The 18,778-nt window shown below is 39.8% G+C and carries 15 protein-coding genes; 4 read left to right on the forward strand and 11 right to left on the reverse strand.

What is annotated here, in order from left to right:
- Positions 1-5: 5 nt before the first annotated feature.
- From RIB54_RS08475 to RIB54_RS08490, 4 genes are all read right to left on the reverse strand, one after another.
- Entirely contained in the window at positions 6-1,307 is a 1,302-nt protein-coding gene (locus RIB54_RS08475; RefSeq protein WP_350100487.1) for a pyridoxal phosphate-dependent aminotransferase, read from the reverse strand.
- 115 nt (positions 1,308-1,422) lie between these two features.
- Positions 1,423-2,616 carry a hypothetical protein gene (locus RIB54_RS08480; protein ID WP_350100489.1) on the reverse strand — a complete coding sequence of 398 codons (1,194 nt, stop codon included), beginning with the start codon at positions 2,614-2,616 and terminating at the stop codon, positions 1,423-1,425.
- Between the two features lie 121 nt (positions 2,617-2,737).
- Complete coding sequence (locus tag RIB54_RS08485) at positions 2,738-3,493, reverse strand: cupin domain-containing protein (RefSeq protein WP_350100490.1); 756 nt, start codon at positions 3,491-3,493, stop codon at positions 2,738-2,740.
- A 28-nt stretch (positions 3,494-3,521) separates the two neighbouring features.
- The gene (locus RIB54_RS08490; protein ID WP_350100491.1) at positions 3,522-5,216 is read right to left on the reverse strand and encodes a hypothetical protein; all 1,695 of its coding nucleotides are present in this window, start codon (positions 5,214-5,216) and stop codon (positions 3,522-3,524) included.
- 134 nt (positions 5,217-5,350) lie between these two features.
- On the opposite strand from RIB54_RS08490, the gene RIB54_RS08495 reads away from it, so the two are divergent.
- Entirely contained in the window at positions 5,351-8,476 is a 3,126-nt protein-coding gene (locus tag RIB54_RS08495) for a WD40/YVTN/BNR-like repeat-containing protein (RefSeq protein ID WP_350100492.1), read from the forward strand.
- Between the two features lie 266 nt (positions 8,477-8,742).
- Here RIB54_RS08495 and RIB54_RS08500 read toward each other — a convergent pair whose 3' ends face one another.
- On the reverse strand, positions 8,743-10,191 hold the full coding sequence (locus tag RIB54_RS08500; protein WP_350100494.1) for an aldo/keto reductase: 1,449 nt from the start codon (positions 10,189-10,191) through the stop codon (positions 8,743-8,745).
- Positions 10,192-10,193: 2 nt separating this feature from the next.
- On the reverse strand, positions 10,194-11,681 hold the full coding sequence (locus RIB54_RS08505) for an APC family permease (RefSeq protein ID WP_350100495.1): 1,488 nt from the start codon (positions 11,679-11,681) through the stop codon (positions 10,194-10,196).
- Positions 11,682-11,920: 239 nt separating this feature from the next.
- On the opposite strand from RIB54_RS08505, the gene RIB54_RS08510 reads away from it, so the two are divergent.
- A complete protein-coding gene (locus RIB54_RS08510; protein WP_350100496.1) occupies positions 11,921-12,127 on the forward strand; it encodes a hypothetical protein in 207 nt (68 codons plus the stop codon).
- Positions 12,128-12,238: 111 nt separating this feature from the next.
- Here the strand turns inward: RIB54_RS08510 and RIB54_RS08515 are convergent, their stop codons facing one another.
- The 4 genes from RIB54_RS08515 to RIB54_RS08530 form a co-directional block, all read right to left on the reverse strand.
- Positions 12,239-12,667, reverse strand: coding sequence for a YybH family protein (locus RIB54_RS08515; RefSeq protein ID WP_350100498.1), 429 nt, complete (start codon positions 12,665-12,667; stop codon positions 12,239-12,241).
- 4 nt (positions 12,668-12,671) lie between these two features.
- Positions 12,672-13,379, reverse strand: coding sequence for a polysaccharide deacetylase family protein (locus RIB54_RS08520; RefSeq protein ID WP_350100525.1), 708 nt, complete (start codon positions 13,377-13,379; stop codon positions 12,672-12,674).
- Between the two features lie 129 nt (positions 13,380-13,508).
- Complete coding sequence (locus RIB54_RS08525; RefSeq protein ID WP_350100499.1) at positions 13,509-15,353, reverse strand: PLP-dependent aminotransferase family protein; 1,845 nt, start codon at positions 15,351-15,353, stop codon at positions 13,509-13,511.
- Between the two features lie 13 nt (positions 15,354-15,366).
- On the reverse strand, positions 15,367-15,813 hold the full coding sequence (locus RIB54_RS08530; protein ID WP_350100501.1) for a winged helix-turn-helix transcriptional regulator: 447 nt from the start codon (positions 15,811-15,813) through the stop codon (positions 15,367-15,369).
- Positions 15,814-16,106: 293 nt separating this feature from the next.
- Between RIB54_RS08530 and RIB54_RS08535 the strand changes: the two genes are divergently transcribed.
- A complete protein-coding gene (locus RIB54_RS08535) occupies positions 16,107-16,826 on the forward strand; it encodes a nuclear transport factor 2 family protein (RefSeq protein WP_350100502.1) in 720 nt (239 codons plus the stop codon).
- 23 nt (positions 16,827-16,849) lie between these two features.
- Here RIB54_RS08535 and RIB54_RS08540 read toward each other — a convergent pair whose 3' ends face one another.
- On the reverse strand, positions 16,850-17,167 hold the full coding sequence (locus RIB54_RS08540) for a hypothetical protein (RefSeq protein ID WP_350100503.1): 318 nt from the start codon (positions 17,165-17,167) through the stop codon (positions 16,850-16,852).
- A 603-nt stretch (positions 17,168-17,770) separates the two neighbouring features.
- Between RIB54_RS08540 and RIB54_RS08545 the strand changes: the two genes are divergently transcribed.
- The gene (locus RIB54_RS08545) at positions 17,771-18,778 is read left to right on the forward strand and encodes a hypothetical protein (RefSeq protein ID WP_350100505.1); all 1,008 of its coding nucleotides are present in this window, start codon (positions 17,771-17,773) and stop codon (positions 18,776-18,778) included.

Consider the following 18,778-nt stretch of genomic DNA (forward strand, 5'->3'; position numbering starts at 1 on the left):
AGTAATTACGAACCCAAATACTCAATCAACCCTTCTTTTATCCTTTTATAGGTCTCTATCTGTTCCTGCTCATCGGCTTCAAGCAATGTCATTCTAAATCCGAGCAAATCAGAAGCGAAAGCCGAAATGGGCACTACGCATACCTGCTTGGCAGCCAGCAGATAGTAAACAAACCTCTTATCTAAAGGCATGTCTGAAGTAAGCCAACTGTCCAACAGTTCTTCTACCTTATTATCCTCAATGGCCATTTTCTGGTTCCGATGCAAAACACCTTTTTTAAAGATAATTGTATTATAAAAAGCACCGTTCGTGAGGTTAAACTGAATGCCTTCAACATCAGAAAAAATCTCCGTCAAATATTTACTCCGCTGACCAATTTGCTCATTGGTTTCCTTCAAAAATTCAGTATAACGAGGATCACTCATTACCTTAGGTATGGCTCGCTGTGGCAAAGTGGTAGAACTCACTTCAATCATCTTGGCATTATCTATAGTGCTGCAAAGCTTGTTGAAATCCGAATCTGTAGTTCTGTTATAATACTCAGCCCATCCGCACCTTGAGCCAGGCCATGGAAATTCTTTTGAAATTCCTTTAAGGGAAATGCCAGGTACATCTCCGATAACCTCGGCCATGGTTGCAGTACTGGCATTATTGTAAACTATGTTTTGATAGATTTCATCAAAAATGAGAAAGAGGTCAAACTCCTTGGCAATGGCCACCATACGCTCCAAAATATGCCTGGGATAAACCATTCCCGTTGGATTATCTGGGTTGATGACCAGTATCCCAACTATACTTGTATTGTACTTCACCTTCATGTACAAGTCATCAAGATCAGGATACCAGGAGTTTTCAGGATCGAGATTATAGGTTACCGGATGGGCATTTGCATGTGCTGCCTCTGCCGAGGAATGGGTAGAATAAGCAGGAGAAGGGCCAATTACCCTGGCACTAGGAGTGAGGAATTGGTAGATTTTGGCAATAGCATCGCCAAGTCCATTGAAGAAAGTAATATCATCAACGCCTATCTGTGCGCCATTAAGTTTGTTGTTTTTATCTGCTAAAAACCTTCTGGTTTCTAAAAGCCCTTTTGAGTGGCTATAGCCATAAGTTTTGTCATCTCGCAATAGCTCGATGATCGTTTCTTTCATCCAGCTGGGTAGCTTCCTGTTCTTCTGAATAGGATCACCAATATTCTCCCAATGGATATTATAGCCAAGTGCCTGAAGCTGTTCAGCCTTTTTTACTATACCTCTGATTTCATAACTGAGCTCATCCGCTCCCTGTCGCAATAGATTTTGACGCATACCTCAAAATTGAAGCGATGAAGCTAATAAGTTATCGCGTCAAAAAATATAAAAGAATAGAAATATTGATTGAAAAAGTGAAGCTCCACGAGATTAATCATGGAGCTTACTCTTTTTAATGATTTAAAAGATAGGTTAAACCGAAATGTAAATTTTTGAATACAGTATTCGTTTCTAGGTATGGAGAAAATCCATTTTTTGATTCATACCTGAAAATGTATCCAAGTTTTTTTGATTGGAGACCAAGCTCAAAAAGTAAACCCTGTTCATGCACTCTCATAAATTCATTTCCTTTTTTTCCTTCTATTTCTCTTTTAACAGCGATACCATTGTTTAGACCTGCGCCAATAAAGAATCTGGAATTACTTTGTGATGGAAACCTGTATCTTAAAGTTGTTAATATTTTTATTTGACTGACTTTAAAAAAGTCATCTATATTATAACTTCTGTAGATTAAATCATTACTAATTGACCATGACCGATTGTTCCTAGGCAGAAGCACATCAAATGAAAACCCAAAATAAGGTGTTATAAAGGCGTCTGGATCTTTGTTTACATTTCTTCCATAATCATCTCCATCCAACTTCATTTTAGATTGTATTACACCTGCACTAAATGCTAAATTAAGAATGGCTTTTTCGGTTGGTTTAGCATATGAAATTTCACTCTGGCCATTACAGTTGTTGTATGCCGTAATCAATTTCACAAATGTTTTTTCTTCGTAACGCGCAATCCTTTGTTTGTATGTAACTGAAGGGCAATCTGCTATGGCAGCATCAAGTTGAGGCTTCCAGTAGTCTAAATTAACAACCCCTTCCTTTACTGTAATACCCTGATATTCTTCGGTAACTTTCTTCTTACCTATTCTTAGTTCTTCAAGTCCATTGCCAGCATCAATTACGAAATGTTCTCTAGAGTTCTCATCAGTTATGGTGTATAAGCTTAACTTACCTTTGATAAGAAGTCTAAGAAAAACTGTATCCAGTTTAACTCCGATTTGATGTCTGCCATTAACTACATCACCGTCTTTCAATGAGCTTTTATCAAGTTCCATTATGGCACTTTGATACCATTCTTTGCTTGATTCAATGAAGAAGCCCTTAATATCAGTAGGTGAATAGCTGGCAGAGGTTCCCTTTGCTGATTGATAATTAATGCTTTCGGGGTTCTTCTTCCAATCCTTATTTTCTATTTTGGCTTTAATTGTGTCCCCTTCATTTGTAATTACAAGACCATCCTCGAAGTCTTGCTGAGCATACGAATACCATGTAGGTATTAAAAAAAGTAAAGTAAAAATGTACTTATTCATAGTGGTAAAAAATTTGAAGACGCAAAGGGAATGATATGATTGGAATTATACTAGTCTATGTAAGATAAAGTATAAAATAGAAAGGAAGTCGCAAAGGGGATTGAACCTATTGACTGGTTTTTTAATGATGACTTTCTTTACCGTACTTTTTCAAAGCAGCATCTACATCTAAAATGGGCACCCTGAAGCTGCCATTGTTCGGGTCCTCCTTGGCCTGGATGTCAAGGTTGTAGATGTCGTAAGGTTTGTCATCAAGGTCTAGCATGATTACATCAAAAGTGAAGGCCGTTTCTGTTTCTGCGATAAACCAATGCACATTATCTTTCTCGTCAGAGATGGAAGAAGATTCGCCAGCGGCAATAGTTTTATCAATGGTAGGCTTGATCAACATAGTATTATCCTCTACCCTTAAATTATCGTAATGCCTGAGACGCATTCCTCCTTTGAGTACAAGGTGGGCAGAAGACATATTCGCATGCCCGTGCGGAATGATGGCCCTGTCCTTTTTCATTCCAAAAATCTTCTTGACAAAAGCAGTTCTTTCAGGAAGACCATCCAATTTAGGAAAGGTTACTTTTTTCGTATTCACCCCAAGATCAGGGTAATTAAAGCCTCTTATAAGCTGATCAAAATCTATAAAGTTTAGCAAATCCTGTAAAGGCACTTTATCGAACAAGTCCTCAACCTTTTGTTGCCATTCCATAACACCAATGGTTGATTTCCTTAAGTCATGACAAAAGTCATTCAACTCAATTGACCAATGGTTTGTGATGGGAAGAATATGCTTACCAATAGCTTGCGTCTGAATTAATGAACTCACAAGGCCATAAGACATTGCGGCCTTCAATGATTTTTCGGTAAATACTCTTCTGTTCACATAATAAAGTTACAGAATTTGGCGCTTATCACTGAATTGATTTTTGAGCATTTATAATATCTAACAGCTCATCATTTTCTCCGGTCATTTCCAGATTGCCTAGTGAAATTGGAATATTGCCTATGCTGTTTAACTTATCGAAGAATTCTTTCACCTCAAATGCTTCACCTTTTGATTCTTTGAGCATGGCATAGTCTTGCATGGCATCTTTAAGCAGGTATTTACCTGTAATATAGCTGCTGCCATATCCAGGCTGGCGCATGTAAAGGTGCTGCTCAAATAAAAGCAATTCCTTTTCTGTTTTCATCCAACCCCTTGGTGTAAAGTCAGAGTGAATACTTCCGGCTTCTTCCATGGTCATTTCGTTGGCATGTGCATACAAAGAGCCTAACCCTCGGGCAGCTCTTTGGGCAATCATGATATAAACAATTTCCCTTGATCTGGGGCTGTCATTGTAAAGTCCCGCCTCCATAAACATCTCTTCCACGGCAGTGGCTGTTCCCTCATTTCTGGAGTCAAAAATATTGTACAATAAAGGGCCTTTTCTTATTTCACTTTTATGTGGCTCAGTGTCCATTCTGGCTAGCTCGAACCAATGATAGAAATGGGAGTAGAGCGGTCTTTGGTCCAGATGTGCCGTTATCCAAAAGAAATTACGCGTCTCTTTAGGTACATATCTGCCCAAGTGCTCCCTTAATGCGGGTTCCCAATAGTCTTTAACAGTAACAATATCCTGATCCTTCAAAAATGTCATCAAACTGGTGGCTGAGGCTTCTGCCATAGCGGCATATTCCTCTTGTGAACTGGCATCATCAAGCTCTGGAAGGTTTCTGTTATTATGCTCTTCGAGCTTAAGGGAAGTCCACGCACCTGCCAGTTCATTTTTGAGAATCATCACTTCATCTTCCCAGGTTAGTGGCACCAAATGAACATTCTGTAAATACCAGGTGTAATTGTCTTTGCCTATTCCAGATGGACCTGTTTTTGAAGCTGATTCTTGAGTTAACCATGCAGCCAGATCGTCAGTAGACTTGATGGCATTTTCGATAGCCGTTACCAATTCTGAATCTGATTGCACACCTTCAAATGTCAGTATGTTTTTAAGGTCTGAGCTTTGGGTTTTTATATCCCTAATTCCTGCTATCCACAATTCTTTGGCGTTTCCTGTTAAATTGATTTTAGCCTGCTCGTTAAGTGGTGCAATTACTTTAATATCAGCAATAAACTTATCCCTTGCTGCTTTATCTAACGGAAAGTCATAAGTCCACACCTCTGCGGTCATGTGATGAGTAGGCCCTTCGTGGGCAGGTACGTCACTTCTGTCCATCCATACTGTTTTATAATAGGCAGGGTCACGTTCCCATGGTTTTAGAATCTTGTGGTTAAAGTCATAGCCATTCATCTCTGCCCACACAATGTACCAGTCGACCTGCTGGTTTGTAGGCCAGCCTGATTTATCAATGTCATTTAATTTTGCTTGCAGTGCTTTGAATTCGGACCATCTCTTTTGGAAAGTTGCCTTTGTATAATCAGGGGCACCATCTTTCAATGGCGGCTGTTCAAATGCCCGCCATTCCTTAAAAAGACTCACGAGATCATCATAGCTGTCTGAGCTATAAGCTATAGTTGTTTCTTGATTGGTTACTTTGGGTTCTTCTGTCTTTTGGCAGCCCAAAAGAGTAATTACAAGAACTATAGAAAGGAGATGAGCATGTCTGAGCATAGTGATAATATGGGTTATGATTCTTAAAGTTCAATTTGGTTAATTATTCTTATAACTCAATAACCGTTCATACATTTTCGACATGACAAAGATGGTTGGTATGTTGTATCTTACTGTCATCAATCAGTAAACCTATGACTAAAAAAATCACATTAACTGCAGTCCTTTTTTTATCAATATCTCTAGGCTTTGGGCAGAAGTTGGACATGTCATTGATCAAAAATCTTAAAATTCGAAATGTAGGCCCTGCTAATATGAGTGGCCGAATTACAGCCATTGACGTCCATACCGCTAATACGAAGCTGATTTATCTGGGAGCCGCTTCAGGAGGTGTATGGAAATCTGAGAATGGAGGCAGCGCCTGGAAGCCTGTTTTTGATGATCAACCTACTCAAAATATTGGCGCAATTGCTATTCAGCAAAATAATCCTGATGTGGTATGGGTAGGCACTGGAGAAGGAAATCCTCGTAATTCAATGAATTTGGGAATGGGAATTTTTAAAAGTTTGGATGGTGGCAAAACATGGAAGCACATGGGGCTGGAGAAGACTAAAACTATTCATAGAATTATTATTGATCCGCAAAACCCAGATGTTGTTTATGTAGGGGCTTTAGGTGACCCTTTTACACCAAATGAAGATCGAGGGCTTTATAAAACTACTGATGGTGGACAGACATGGAATAAAATATTATATACGAATGACCAATCTGGTATTGCCGACTTGGTTATGGATCCTAAAAACCCAAATAAGATTTTTGCTGCCATGTATGAGCACAGACGCACACCATATTACTTTACTTCTGGTGGCACTGGTTCTGGATTTTATGTAACTACAGATGCGGGTAAAACATGGAAACAACTAAATAGTCAAAATGGATTACCAGAAGGAGAATTAGGAAGAATAGGAGTTGCCATAGCTCCAAGCAACACCAGTAGGGTTTACGCAAAGGTAGAGGCCAAAAAGAATGCCTTATATAGAAGTGATGATGGCGGTGAAAATTGGACGATGATTAACGATAACCCCAGATTTACTAACAACAGACCTTTCTATTTTCAGGAATTAGCAGTTGATTCAAAAAACCCTGATAGGCTGTATAATATATATCAACCGCTAAGTGTGAGCTATGATGGTGGCAAGACATTTGACCCTACTCCAATGATCCCGGCAGATGAAACCAAAGGTATCCATGCAGATTTCCATGCTTTTTGGATGAATCCCAATGATCCTGAGCATTTTATTATAGGTGGCGATGGGGGAATAGGGATTACCAATGATCACGGTAAAAGTTGGTATTTTCCAGAGACTATACCTGTGGCTCAGTTTTATCATATCAATGTGGACAATGATATGCCTTATAATGTCTATGGTGGCATGCAGGACAATGGCAATTGGTCTGGTCCGGGATATACATGGAAACGTGGAGGAATAAGAACGCTTTATTGGCAATACTTGGTTGGTGGTGATGGTTTTTACATTTCTCCCGACTTAGATAACAGCCGCTTTGGTTATGGCACTTCTCAGAACGGTGATTTGTACAGATATGATAAACTCACAGGGTATTACAGCAGTATAAAACCTCATGCGCCTGATTTACAAACCACACTCAGGTTTAACTGGAATGCTGCATTTGAGAAAGATCCTTTTGATAAGAACGGGGTTTATTATGGCTCTCAATTTGTGCACAAATCAACTGATAAGGGAGCCACATGGGAAGTCATTTCGCCCGACTTATCAACGAACAATCCTGAGCATCAAAAAGAAGATTATGGTGGCTTGACTTTGGATATCTCTGGCGCTGAGAATTACAACAGCATTTTAACCATTGCTGCAAGTCCTGTTGATAAAGAAGTGATATGGGCAGGAACAGATGACGGACAAGTGCAATTGACAAGAAATGGAGGCAAAACCTGGAAGAATCTGACTAAACAAATAAAGGGACTTCCTAATGAAGCATGGATAGCACAGATTAAGGCATCGAGATATGAGGCAGGCACTGCCTGGATGGTGGTGAATAACTACAGAAAGAGAGATTACAGACCATATTTGTTCAAGACTGAAGATTTTGGAAAATCATGGAAGCGGCTAGCTGATGAAACTCAGGTGAAAGGTTATGCTTTGTCAGTCATGCAGGATGTTAAAGAGCCAAAACTGGTTTTCTTAGGCACGGAAAATGGCCTTTGGGTAAGTATAGATGAAGGCAATACTTGGGAACAAATGAAAAATGGGTTTCCATCTGTCTCTACTATGGACTTGACCATTCAGGAGAGAGAATCGGCATTAATCATTGGAACGTTTGGAAGAGCGATATGGGTTTTGGATGACCTCCTTTCACTTAGAGAAATTGCAGCCAATAGACTAAAGCCAGAAATTACCGCATTGCCGATGAATGATGCTGTTCAGGTGAAAGGGCTTTTTATAGCACCTCCAGGTAACATCTGGACAGGATTCCACACCACATTTGAAGGGGAAAATAGGGTTTTTCAAAAGACTGAGATTCCATATTTTGTCAACTCATTAACTGATACATCAGCATTTGTTGTAGCCAAGATTTACAATAAAGCTGGCGCATTAATTAACACTGTTAAATCCAAACCTGCAGAAAAGGGGCTGAATTATTTGATTTGGAAATTGGATGAGCAGTCTTCAAATCTGCCAGGGGCATGGATTCACGAAGAATCGAGAGGCATACCTGTTTTGCCTGGTGAATATAAAATTGTACTGAGCTATCAAGAAGTGGAGGATGAGACTACTGTTAATATAATTGCAGATCCACGATTTGATCTGAATCCGGAGGTTGACGAAAAGCTCTATGCTTATAATAAGGCAATTGATAAAGAGGTTGACAGACTCTCAAAAGCTTTGTTGTCAATTGATGACCGGATTAAATCCCTGGATAAATTGATTGAACAATTGAAGGAATCTGACTACTCTAATAAAGATTCTGTGGTTAGTGTATTAGATAAGATGAAGGGGAAATTAGAAACCTTGAGAGCCAACGGTCAGACACCAAGACCTAAGCGACAGGTTGGAGCGTGGCAATCCAATGAAACTACAGCTTACTCAAAAGTGAATGATGCGCTGATGGTGGCTATGTCTCGAGTAAGGGTTCCCTCTGCTCAAGAGCTTCAGCTTATTGATGATGCTAAAAAATTGGTTGATGAATTTACCACTAAGGTTGATGAGTTTATTACTAATGAATGGCAAACATTTGCCGAAGCGTATAATGCTTTAGATTTGGGTTTTAAAAAGCTGGAATAGTACTAAAAATTGAATGTCATGCCCGTCCTCAGTACTATTTACATGAGTTTAATAAAATACTTGTCCCAGAGCGTCATTGCGGAATTTTTCTTCCAATCATTTTTTTAATGGAAGAAAAATATCCGCAATCTCCCAAGTTAGTTTTTGAGATACCGGATAAAATCAGCTTTATAAAAAATTAAAGCTGATTTTTCCGGCATGACGATCTACATTGTACTTATCTCACGTTTATTTATCCGGTATCTTAATTCTGAAGATGAATTTTACTATTTAACCACCGCCTCAGCCTCAATCTCAATACGATAGCCTTCACCAACCAACTTGGCTTCAACCAAAGTGTTGGCAGGATTAATTCCATTAAACCTATCACCATGCGCCCTTGCCGCTGGCTCCCAGTCATCAATATTATTGACAAAAATTCTGGTTCTAACCACATCACTTAATTTGCCTCCCATAGATTCAATAGCTCCTTCAATTTTGTCTATGACAAAATGAGTCTGTGCTGCCACATCATTGCCGCCAATCATCATGCTGCCATGAGTGGCAGTGGTACCCGACACATGGATTCTATTTCCATCACGAACTGCCCTGCAATAGCCAGCATATTCTTCCCATTCTGTTCCGCTAAAAACCTGTGTCCTGTCTTCAGCTGTGTTGATAGGGTCAAAAGCCTTAGGTATTGCATCTATGTGATGACTCAAATCACCTGAGGCAGTTAAAAAGGGTGGTTTTCTATACTCATCACCGCAATCACCTGGAATAGGGCTTAGCGCTTGCTGTGCAACTTTAATATTATTAATATCTTCATGGCTAAGGTCAATGCTGAGCAGCTTAGCGTTGTCTTCTATGTGCTCACTTTTGCCAAGTCTGGCACCTACTATTACTGCTGCCACATGCTCACCTTCTAGAATATACCTGCTGGCGATGTTGGCCATCGAAACCTGATGCTTGTCAGCAACCTTTTTTACAACTTTCAACAGATTTTGGCAAGGTTCCCATCCACCGGCTGCATCAATGAATCTTTTGTATTTCATTTCTGACCAGGTTTCCAGGCTATCTATCTTTGGTTCTGGTTTTCCCAACCATTTTTCAGTAAGAAAACCACCAGCCAGCGTTCCAAAGGCTAGAACCTTAACACCATATTCTTTACAGACCTGAGCCATTTTACCTGAAGCCCTTTGATCAATTAATGAATGACACACCTGATTGCTGACTAATGGAATACCAGAAGCACAGGCCACCCTCAGGTGGGCAGCATCAAAGTTAGTGACTCCAAGATGCTTAATTAGTCCTTCCGCTTTCAGCTCATTCAGATAAAATAGGCCATCCAACCAACTAGGATCAGGGTAGTGCCAGGCATGAAATTGCATCAAATCAATGGATGGCTGCTGCATTCTATCTAATGCTTTATTAACAGCTGCGCGTACATCTTCTCTACTAATCTTTCCAGCAGCAGGCACCCACTTTGTGAAAAGTTGAACTTTACTTCCTAAAGGATTGGTGTTTTTAAATGTTCCTGTAATTATCTCGCTGGATCCATAATGATCAGCCATGTCAAAAGTGGTGAGACCGGCTTTTACATAGGGTTCCATTGCCAGGGAAGTTTCAAGAGGGTCAAGGGTTGTTCCGTCTCTTTCCATATCGGCAATCTGCCAGAGTCCGGTAATTATTTTTGATATGGTTAGGTCAGAGGCTAAGGCGGTTGAATTATTCATAACTATTCTTCAGGAAGGAGTTTAAATTTTTCTTTGGTGTTAATGCTTGCCTTTTTAAAGCCAAGCCATCTGGAATAAAATAGCAGGCTGGCAAGTGCCATAACTATCAACCAGATTGGCGTGGAGTGAAAATACCAGGCGCTGGCATCAGCTGTAAGGTCTTTATAGGTGTGAATGATTAAAAAAGCAACTAAGAAAATAGTGCCGGACCAGCCAATCCATAGTTGAAAAGGCCGCTCTTTGATAATTGAAATTTCCTTTGCCAGTTCGGGGTTTACTATTGGAATGGTAATAAGTGTTATACACATCAGAAGAAAGTTGACTATCATGGAAGTCACCATAATGTCTATACCTAAAAAGAAGTCACCAGCGAAGTGAGAACCGAGCACGCCAACACTTGCCATAATACCCGCAGTAATAAGTGCAACATGTGGTGTATGTCTTTTAGGATGCACATTGGCGATGAATGCGGGAAAAATGCCGTCTTCTGCCCAGGCAAACATTAATCTTGAAACTGATAGTAACATGGCAGGCAAATCATTGATCAGGGCAATGGCAGCGCCAAGCAAAATGGCCACACCAAGCCCTGCGGGTAACACATAGCTCAACAGGCCAGGGGCGCTAATATCTTTGACCATAGCTTCTGATGCCACATAACTCCAGGGTACGGTATTGTAGACAGCAGAGGTAAAAAGGAAATAGAATACACCAACGGTTATTATTGTCAGCAATATGGCTTTGGGCAGTGATTTTGTAGGATTTTTCGCTTCGCTTCCAGCCTGGGCTATAGAATCGAAACCTATAAAACTGGAAAAAAGCAATGCTGCTGCTGAGAGAAAAGTTCGCCAATCCAAGGCCTCAGCAGAAGTTAATTTTACATCTACGTTATCTTTAAGTTTAACAGCGGCTATGAAATCTTCTGTATTAAATGAAAAGCCTGAGACTATAACAATACTGCCTAGAATGAACATCATGAACATCATCGGAATAAGTATTCTTTCATAGGTTTTATTTCCGCGGATATTTACACCTACAAAAACCCAAATGAGCGCCAGTGCCAATCCTACTCTGATGACAGGTATCTCCAAAGTTACGGCAAGTTCATCCCAACCCATTCCAATGGCTACGTCTCGCATAAATGGCACACACACATAAGCAATCACCCCAATAACAATGGATAAACCAAACCATTGAGAGAAACTGGCGATAAACCCTAAATAGGGATTTAAGCCTCTACTTGCATACAGATAGCTGCCACCTGCCCGCGGCATAGATGAAGATAAAATAGCATAAGCAAGAGCAGCGAAAATGGCTGGTATAGCAGCGAAAACAAAAGCCGGAAGCACATAAGGGCCTATACCGGGCACATTGCGCTGAATCATAAATGGCACAACATTTATAGAGGCTCCAAGCATGGAGCAAACCCCAGTAGCTATTAGTCCTAAGAGACCAATTTGCCTGTATAATTTGATTTTGAGCCTTCCCTTCATCTTAATGCCAAAGTACAAATCAAAAGCGAATGAATATTGTTTGGAAGAAAGAATTTATAGCGATTTATGATCAGTGGTATCAAGATGATTTAATATGCTTTGCTCTTTGAAAATCAAAGACGCATAACATACTCAAGCCTCAAACCTTCACCCGAGTGTCTACTCTACATAAAATATTTCTATATCAGTGTCTTCTTCTAAACCCGTATAATTCACAAGACCAAATACCAAAACGGATCATGGAATTTGGCGAATGCATTAATGATGAACTTGCTGTGGCTTCGGTTATGATAGTAAATATTTGGATTATAAATTCACGTTTAGCCTTTCATGGTTTTTCTTTAACAAATAATGGAGGAGCCGCGAGGGTCAGTATGATGAATCCTGAAATTGAAAGAATGAAGGTGTTAAGAAGGAAAAATTGCGCTCATTTAATTTATAAATGATGGGGCACACTTATTTCACTGTAAACTATTTACAACATAGCGAAAATTTATTTCCTAAGCGTGATTAAGCCATATTTTGGTATCAGCTATTCCTGTCATTTACAAAATAGACTATAGATCTAGAATAGCGGAGAGGTCTTCAGAACTTATTGGTGCGGACGTGTGCTGGTGGATTACTTTCCATTGGCTCTCATGCTTTGTAAAACCAAGTGTAATTCTATTTTTCATACTTCTCAAAACTTCTCCCTCTTTAGAGATAGCCTGAAACTTAATGAAGGCAGTTGCAAAACCTACATTATCTGATTCCTGAATTTTCACCATTTCGAAATCGACCTTCACGCTTTCATCACCTAAGGAGCCTAGCCAGTCTTCAATAAGTTTGACCCACTCTTTTTCATTAGTAATACTGCCTTTATCCCACATATCAAATATGATCGACTGATGATCGTATAGATTGATCATGGAGACTGAATCTTTGTTCCAGGCGGACTCTTTGTATATAGTGAAGAAATCTTCAATCTTCTTTATTCCAGAGCTCATATTTTTATTTTTTTAACTGTTGTGATCTCAAATAATCTGTTGCTTCCTTAAAAGTGGTCACCCAAATCTTATCACGATGGGCATCCAGATATTTGAGCATCGCCTCATGGTCTTTTTTGGAGACAACCAAGTGCTCGGCACCTATGCCATGAAAAGTAAATGTGCTGAAGGAGTTGCTTTCTATAATCTTATCAATATATGCAATAAGGTCATCAGCATCATGATTGTTAGGTGCCCAGGAAGTAACATTGTAAATATCTATTTCGTCAGGAATTTGTAGAGACTCTTGCTTTCCAGAGCTGCCCCTTGCCGCTGAAGCATATTTACTGATACTGTCTTTATAATTAACACCACCAGCATAATAGTGGGCACATGGATAGGCAAAAGTTCTGGTTTTCTTTCCGTCCAGCGCTGATAAAAAGCTATTGGCCAGTTGAATTTCTTCCAACAGCTGGTCAACGGTATATTTGTCTAAATCCTGATAATCCTTAACCCAGTCCATTCCACCCTTCGATTTTTGACAAGGGTGATATAAGGTGTGGTTTCCTAACTCATGACCCTCCTGAGCTAACAATTTCCACTTATCCATTTCATCATAAATAGAAGATGAAGCGAGCGTAGGGTAGAAGGTGGCCTTGAAATTATATTTCTTTAGTGCCGGACCAACAGTATTGACATGACTCGAAAGACCGTCATCATAAGTCAGGCAAATAGCAGCTTTAGCACCATTAAGTCAGGTAAACTCACTTTTCGTTTGTCCGCATGCCGATGTCTGAAATATGATGCTGCATGCAATTAATAAATGTCCAAAATTCACCTGTTTCATAATCTGCCAATAAGACTAAATACTTGCTGCAAATTGAGAGAATACTTTTTTATGACGTTCTAAATCCATGTTTGCAGACAATGCCACACGTGCAATATAATCTTTATCACCTTCTTTGGTCGTGCCCTGAGTAGAGGTTGCTGGAATGGTCCAATAGCAGCCTTTTAGCTGTCCGTAACTCACACAATATTTACTTTCTTCAGGTATTTCTTTAATCATTGAGTTGATTAACTTCAGGTTTAGTGCGCGCTTATAGGCTTCTCTTTCTTCGTCAGTACCTCCTTTGGTAGGAAGGTCGAGTGAAAAAACAGATGGCGTGAATCCTTGTTTTGCCAGCTCTTCTGAAACGAAATTGATTTTAGCTTCGGGTAGCGTCTGTTGAATGAAATTAACAAACTCACGGGTGTATTGATAAGCCGCTTCAATTCTTTCATTCATTGATGGCAACTGCTGCGCAAGTAGCTCCATTTGCAAATCCGTGGACTCATTGTCACAAAGCTTTAGGTGAGTTTCTATTTTCCCCATTAAATGTGCTGCCTGTTGGTTAGCAACACAATAGCCGGCCGTACACTTACCACCGCTAGGAAATTTAGAACCACTGACATATGAAATGGCGTTGATCCCTGATAGTATATCCTCTTCACCCAAAAAGCGCACATTCGGACAAAAAGTTTGATCCAGAATAAAAACAGGAGCTACAGAAGCTGTACCCTGAGAGGTAGTTCGTGACTTACGCAGTACGGTTCTTAAATTTCCCAGATCTGGCACTTCTACCCGTGGGTTGGTAGGTATTTCAACTATTATATATGGCACTGCATCTTGCGAGGCCACTGCATCTAAAACAGCATCAATGCTTTGAACCATGTTATTTTCCCTATCTACCAATAGGTCCATGATTTCTATACGGTCATTGCAAGCCGCAACTCGCCTGGCCTGATCGTTAGTTCCACCATAACAATTGGGGGGCACAATGAACTTAATATCTTTTCCTGGGTACGTTTCTAGCGCATGGTCAACAAGGCCCATCATAATCGCATATTGAACGGACAATCCGCTTGAGCCTATCAGAGGTTTATTGTCAGTAGCAGTAATCTCCTGAATGCATTTCTCTACAGCATTTTGATCAGCCACACGGTTTCTGACCTTAGAATGATCGGCACCATTTTCAGATAACTTCTCCAATGCAATAAAGCAATCATCAGGAGTCATGGCAATAGTTTCCCTTCTTCTTACATGCTGTATTTCGGAAATGTAGCGCTTGTTATCATGGCCATTAACTATCAAAATGCTGCCAAGCTTATCATCCATACTAATCAAGAAATCAATATTAGATGGCAACTCAAGGGATTCACTTATTTCTTGTTCAGTTACGAAAATGGTAGTGCCAGCAAAGTCCTGAATTTCCTGGATACTCTCTACTTGCTGTGCTTCAAAGTGATAGCCATAAACACGATGGATTAGCTCAGCATCAAAAGACTTTGGAAGCTGATTGACATGAATAATTCGTGTGTTTTTACCTTCAATAAAGTTCTTTCGCAAAATGGCGAGGACAGGAGCCGTTCTTGATGAAAAGCTCACAACACTTTCGGCTTCTAGATTTAAAAATTGAGCAATTGTCCATTCTAAAACAGATGATAAAGGATGCCCCAATCTGATATAATCATAAGCAGTTGGCAACTCACTTAAAGCTGATTTTTCAGCATTATTGTTTTTTGCTAACTGGTCAAAATCCTGTAAAAACTCAACTTTGGCAAGCTTCTCATTATAAATATCAAGCCGATGAGTAGTAAGGCTAAGCCAATCCGAAGGCATGTTTTTTAATACTTGTTTAATGTAATTTAATGTCTGTGTTTTTTCCATAAATTGAACCTTTTTATAGGTTGCTATTATACAATGTTGTAGCCAGTTTTTCTCTATATTTCGTCACTAATACATTCGTAAAAGCAGATTTATCAGTTCGTAAAAATTTCATTTCTTCTCCGTTCACAATAGTCGGATTGATGTCTCTGAGATTACTATCGCTCCATTTGGCAAGCTCTACAAGTACAGGTGCTAAAGCCAATCCCTTATCAGTCAAAAGATAGAGGTTGGTCTTTTTATTGTCTGGTCGTTGTGTTTTTATGATTATCCCTACTTCCTCTAGTAGTTTGAGTTTGGCAGAAAGAATATTTGTAGCAATGGCTTCATCACTTTTTGTAAAGTCTTTGAAAGTTTCTTTTCCCTCGATGAGCATTTGCTTTACGATAACCAACATCCACTTATCGCCTAAAACATCCAAGGCTGAAGTAAACGGGCAATTACACCTGAAATCTTGTGGCATAGGTTAAGAATATATAAATTATTACTTGTTAAATGCAAGTTATTTCAATTATTACTTGCATGTTGTAAGTTATTTTATATCATTGCTTGCAAAACAAAAGTAATAAGTATTCATCAAATAACAAGATCAATGAAAAAAGTAATAAGCGTCTTTGTGTTGTCAGGCATTCTTGCTTCCTGTGGAACTGCGCAAACAAAATTAATAAGCGAAACAAATTCAAAGCTAAATCAATGAATAACAAAGAAATCGTAAGCACTTTCTTAGGTGCTGTAGCCGACCAAGACGAAGATACAATGCGCAAATTTGCAAATGCTGATTATATCCGGCACAATCCATTCCTACCGACAGGATTGGAACCCTTTATCCAACTCTTACCTGTCTTAAAAGAACATGGAACGTATGCAGAAAACGTGCGAATGTTCGTAGATGTGGATTATGTATTTATGCACAATATCTGGAAAAATGCCGAACCTTTTGGTGCAAACGAAATGGTGGCCTTTGACATTATACGTATAGATGAAAACGGAAAAGTTGCTGAGCACTGGGATGCTATTACGACCCTTGTGAAAGAAACCGCCAGTGGAAGAACCCAAACCGATGGGGCAACCACCGTGGAAGACCTGGATAAAACCGATGCAAATAAAGCGCTGGCCGTAGCCTTGATAGAAGATGTGCTTATGGGTAAGAACCCAGGTAAGATTACAGAATATGTTAGTGCCGAACAATATGACCAGCACAACCCCAGGATAAAAGACGGTTTGAGTGGAATTGTAGAAGCCGTTGAGTACCTCACTTCGCAAAATAACATGTTTAAGTATTCCAAAATCCAGAAGGTACTAGGCGAAGGGAATTTCGTGCTTACGGTAAGTGAAGGAGAGTGGAGTGGTAAATCGCAAGCGTTCTACGACTTATTCAGAATGAAGGACGGCAAAATTGTAGAGCACTGGGACGTCATCAAGGAAATACGTACCGAAGGTTTGGCCCACAACAATGGAATGTTTGGATTTAAATAACCAGTAGCTGTAAAAAACCTCAATCATGACGGAAAATTCAATTTCCACCCTTGCTTTAGTACTCTGCATGGCGCCCGGCATTCTTCACTCAGTAGAAGTGGGCTATCCTTTGTTGGCTCGTTGGCTTTTTCTACTGAACGCGGTGTCCAATACTCAAATCTCACAGGTCGTCCGTCTTTGAATGTAAATCTTGCTCCATCGTCACAGTCAGTTGCTATTAAAACAATTACTTTATTATCGGGGTTGTCAAAATGTTGCTTAACGGTATCGCCAAATAATTTAATGAATTCTTCCTTTGTCGTCTGCCCATTCAATACTTTGTCCGCATGGTGGAGTTTCATTTAACTCGTCCTGAAAAAAGTTTACACTTTGTAAGTAGAAGTATTCCTTGTCACTTCCAATAAAAGTGAAGTCAGTATACACCAATTGGTATTATGGCCCGCCAGGTAAGTCATTGGTGAAGAAACCACATTCGTAATTTGTTTCAACTCGTCTTCCTTGTTCGAATTTTTCTGTTATTACTTTTTTGGTCGTCATAAGTCCAAGTCCATTAAACTTTATTTTATCAAGGTCAAAGTTATATTGTTGTCCAAATTAACTAATTGAAATAAGCATCAGTAAGGTTGTCGTCCGTAATTGTTTCATTTTCCCGAAAAAGCTTGCTGACAACAACCAGATATACGCACCTTTTTATTTGTAAGCATTTGTTGTCATTTGTGAATTTTACAGATACCCTGCTGTTACTCTAAAAATAGCAATTAATTGTTATTTATTTGTGTTTTGAAATGAAGCTAACTCTTGGGCAAGTGGATACGAGACTATTAATTTTATAAATCCAAAATGTTTTCTCGCATATAAGAACAATAATTCGCCAAATTGTTAATTTATAGTTCAAACCTGACCTGTTTCCTTTGTTGGCAAAACATACGCTTTATTTATTTTTAGTGACATTTGGTCTGCTACTCAGCGCAACCTGTGTCTGTGCGCAGGAGGTGGCTCCTGACAATGTTGAGGCTGAGGGTCCTATCATTGAAGCGGCCACGCGTTTCAAACCCAGGCCCAAGTTTTTGGTCTACGAAACGGAACTGCTCAGGGATTTTACGGTTATACCCACTTCGGCTATAGTAGGAGATGCGCAGGCCAATGTGTCGCAAAACCTGATCAGGGAGGGAAAGTTGAAATTTCCAATGGTACTAAAAGAGCGCACCAAAATCATTGGTGGTTTAGGCTACAGGCACGAGCAGTTTAAGTTCAGTGAACAGTCTGACGAGGTGTACCCACTATTCACCCGCTTTGATGATAAGTCGTTGAAGCGGTTAAGCTTTAGCGCCTACATGCAGCAGATTTTAAAGGAAAAAAAGTTTGTTTATATTTATTTTAACAGCTCTTTGAATAGCGACAGGCCTGGTTCTGAAAATATTAACTATCAGCTGAAATGGTCGGTGGCGGGTATTTATGGCAAGCAGCGCGGCCCCCACAAGCAGTTGGGCTTTGGAGCCTCCTTTGGCTATGATTTTGGTCAGCCAGCGGCTTACCCTGTGTTGATGTTCAATAATGATTTTTCCCTTCACTGGGGCTATGAGTTGCTGCTGCCAAAAAGCGCCAAATTGAGATACTCTCCTAATCTTTCAAATCATTTTATAGGAGCCCTAGAGCTGCAAGGTGCCAGCTATAGCCTGCAGGACAGCCTTTTTAGTGGTTTCGATCTTTTAGAATTTAGAAGGTCATCAGTACGTGCCCTGTTAACTTATGAACGCGAGCTCCATGACTGGTTGTGGTTTGGTGTAACAGCAGGCTATCGTTTTCCCATCAATCTGTTCATTTCCGAACCAGGAGATAGACGTGCAGATGCTTTAATGAAAATAGACGCTGACCCAACACCATATCTAAGCTTCTCCATATTTCTGGTGCCACCAAATAAAATGTACAACAGGGCAAAGGGGAGTGGGTGA

Origin of the sequence: Fulvivirga sp. (assembly GCF_040218215.1) — a bacterium.
Lineage (GTDB): Bacteria > Bacteroidota > Bacteroidia > Cytophagales > Cyclobacteriaceae > Fulvivirga.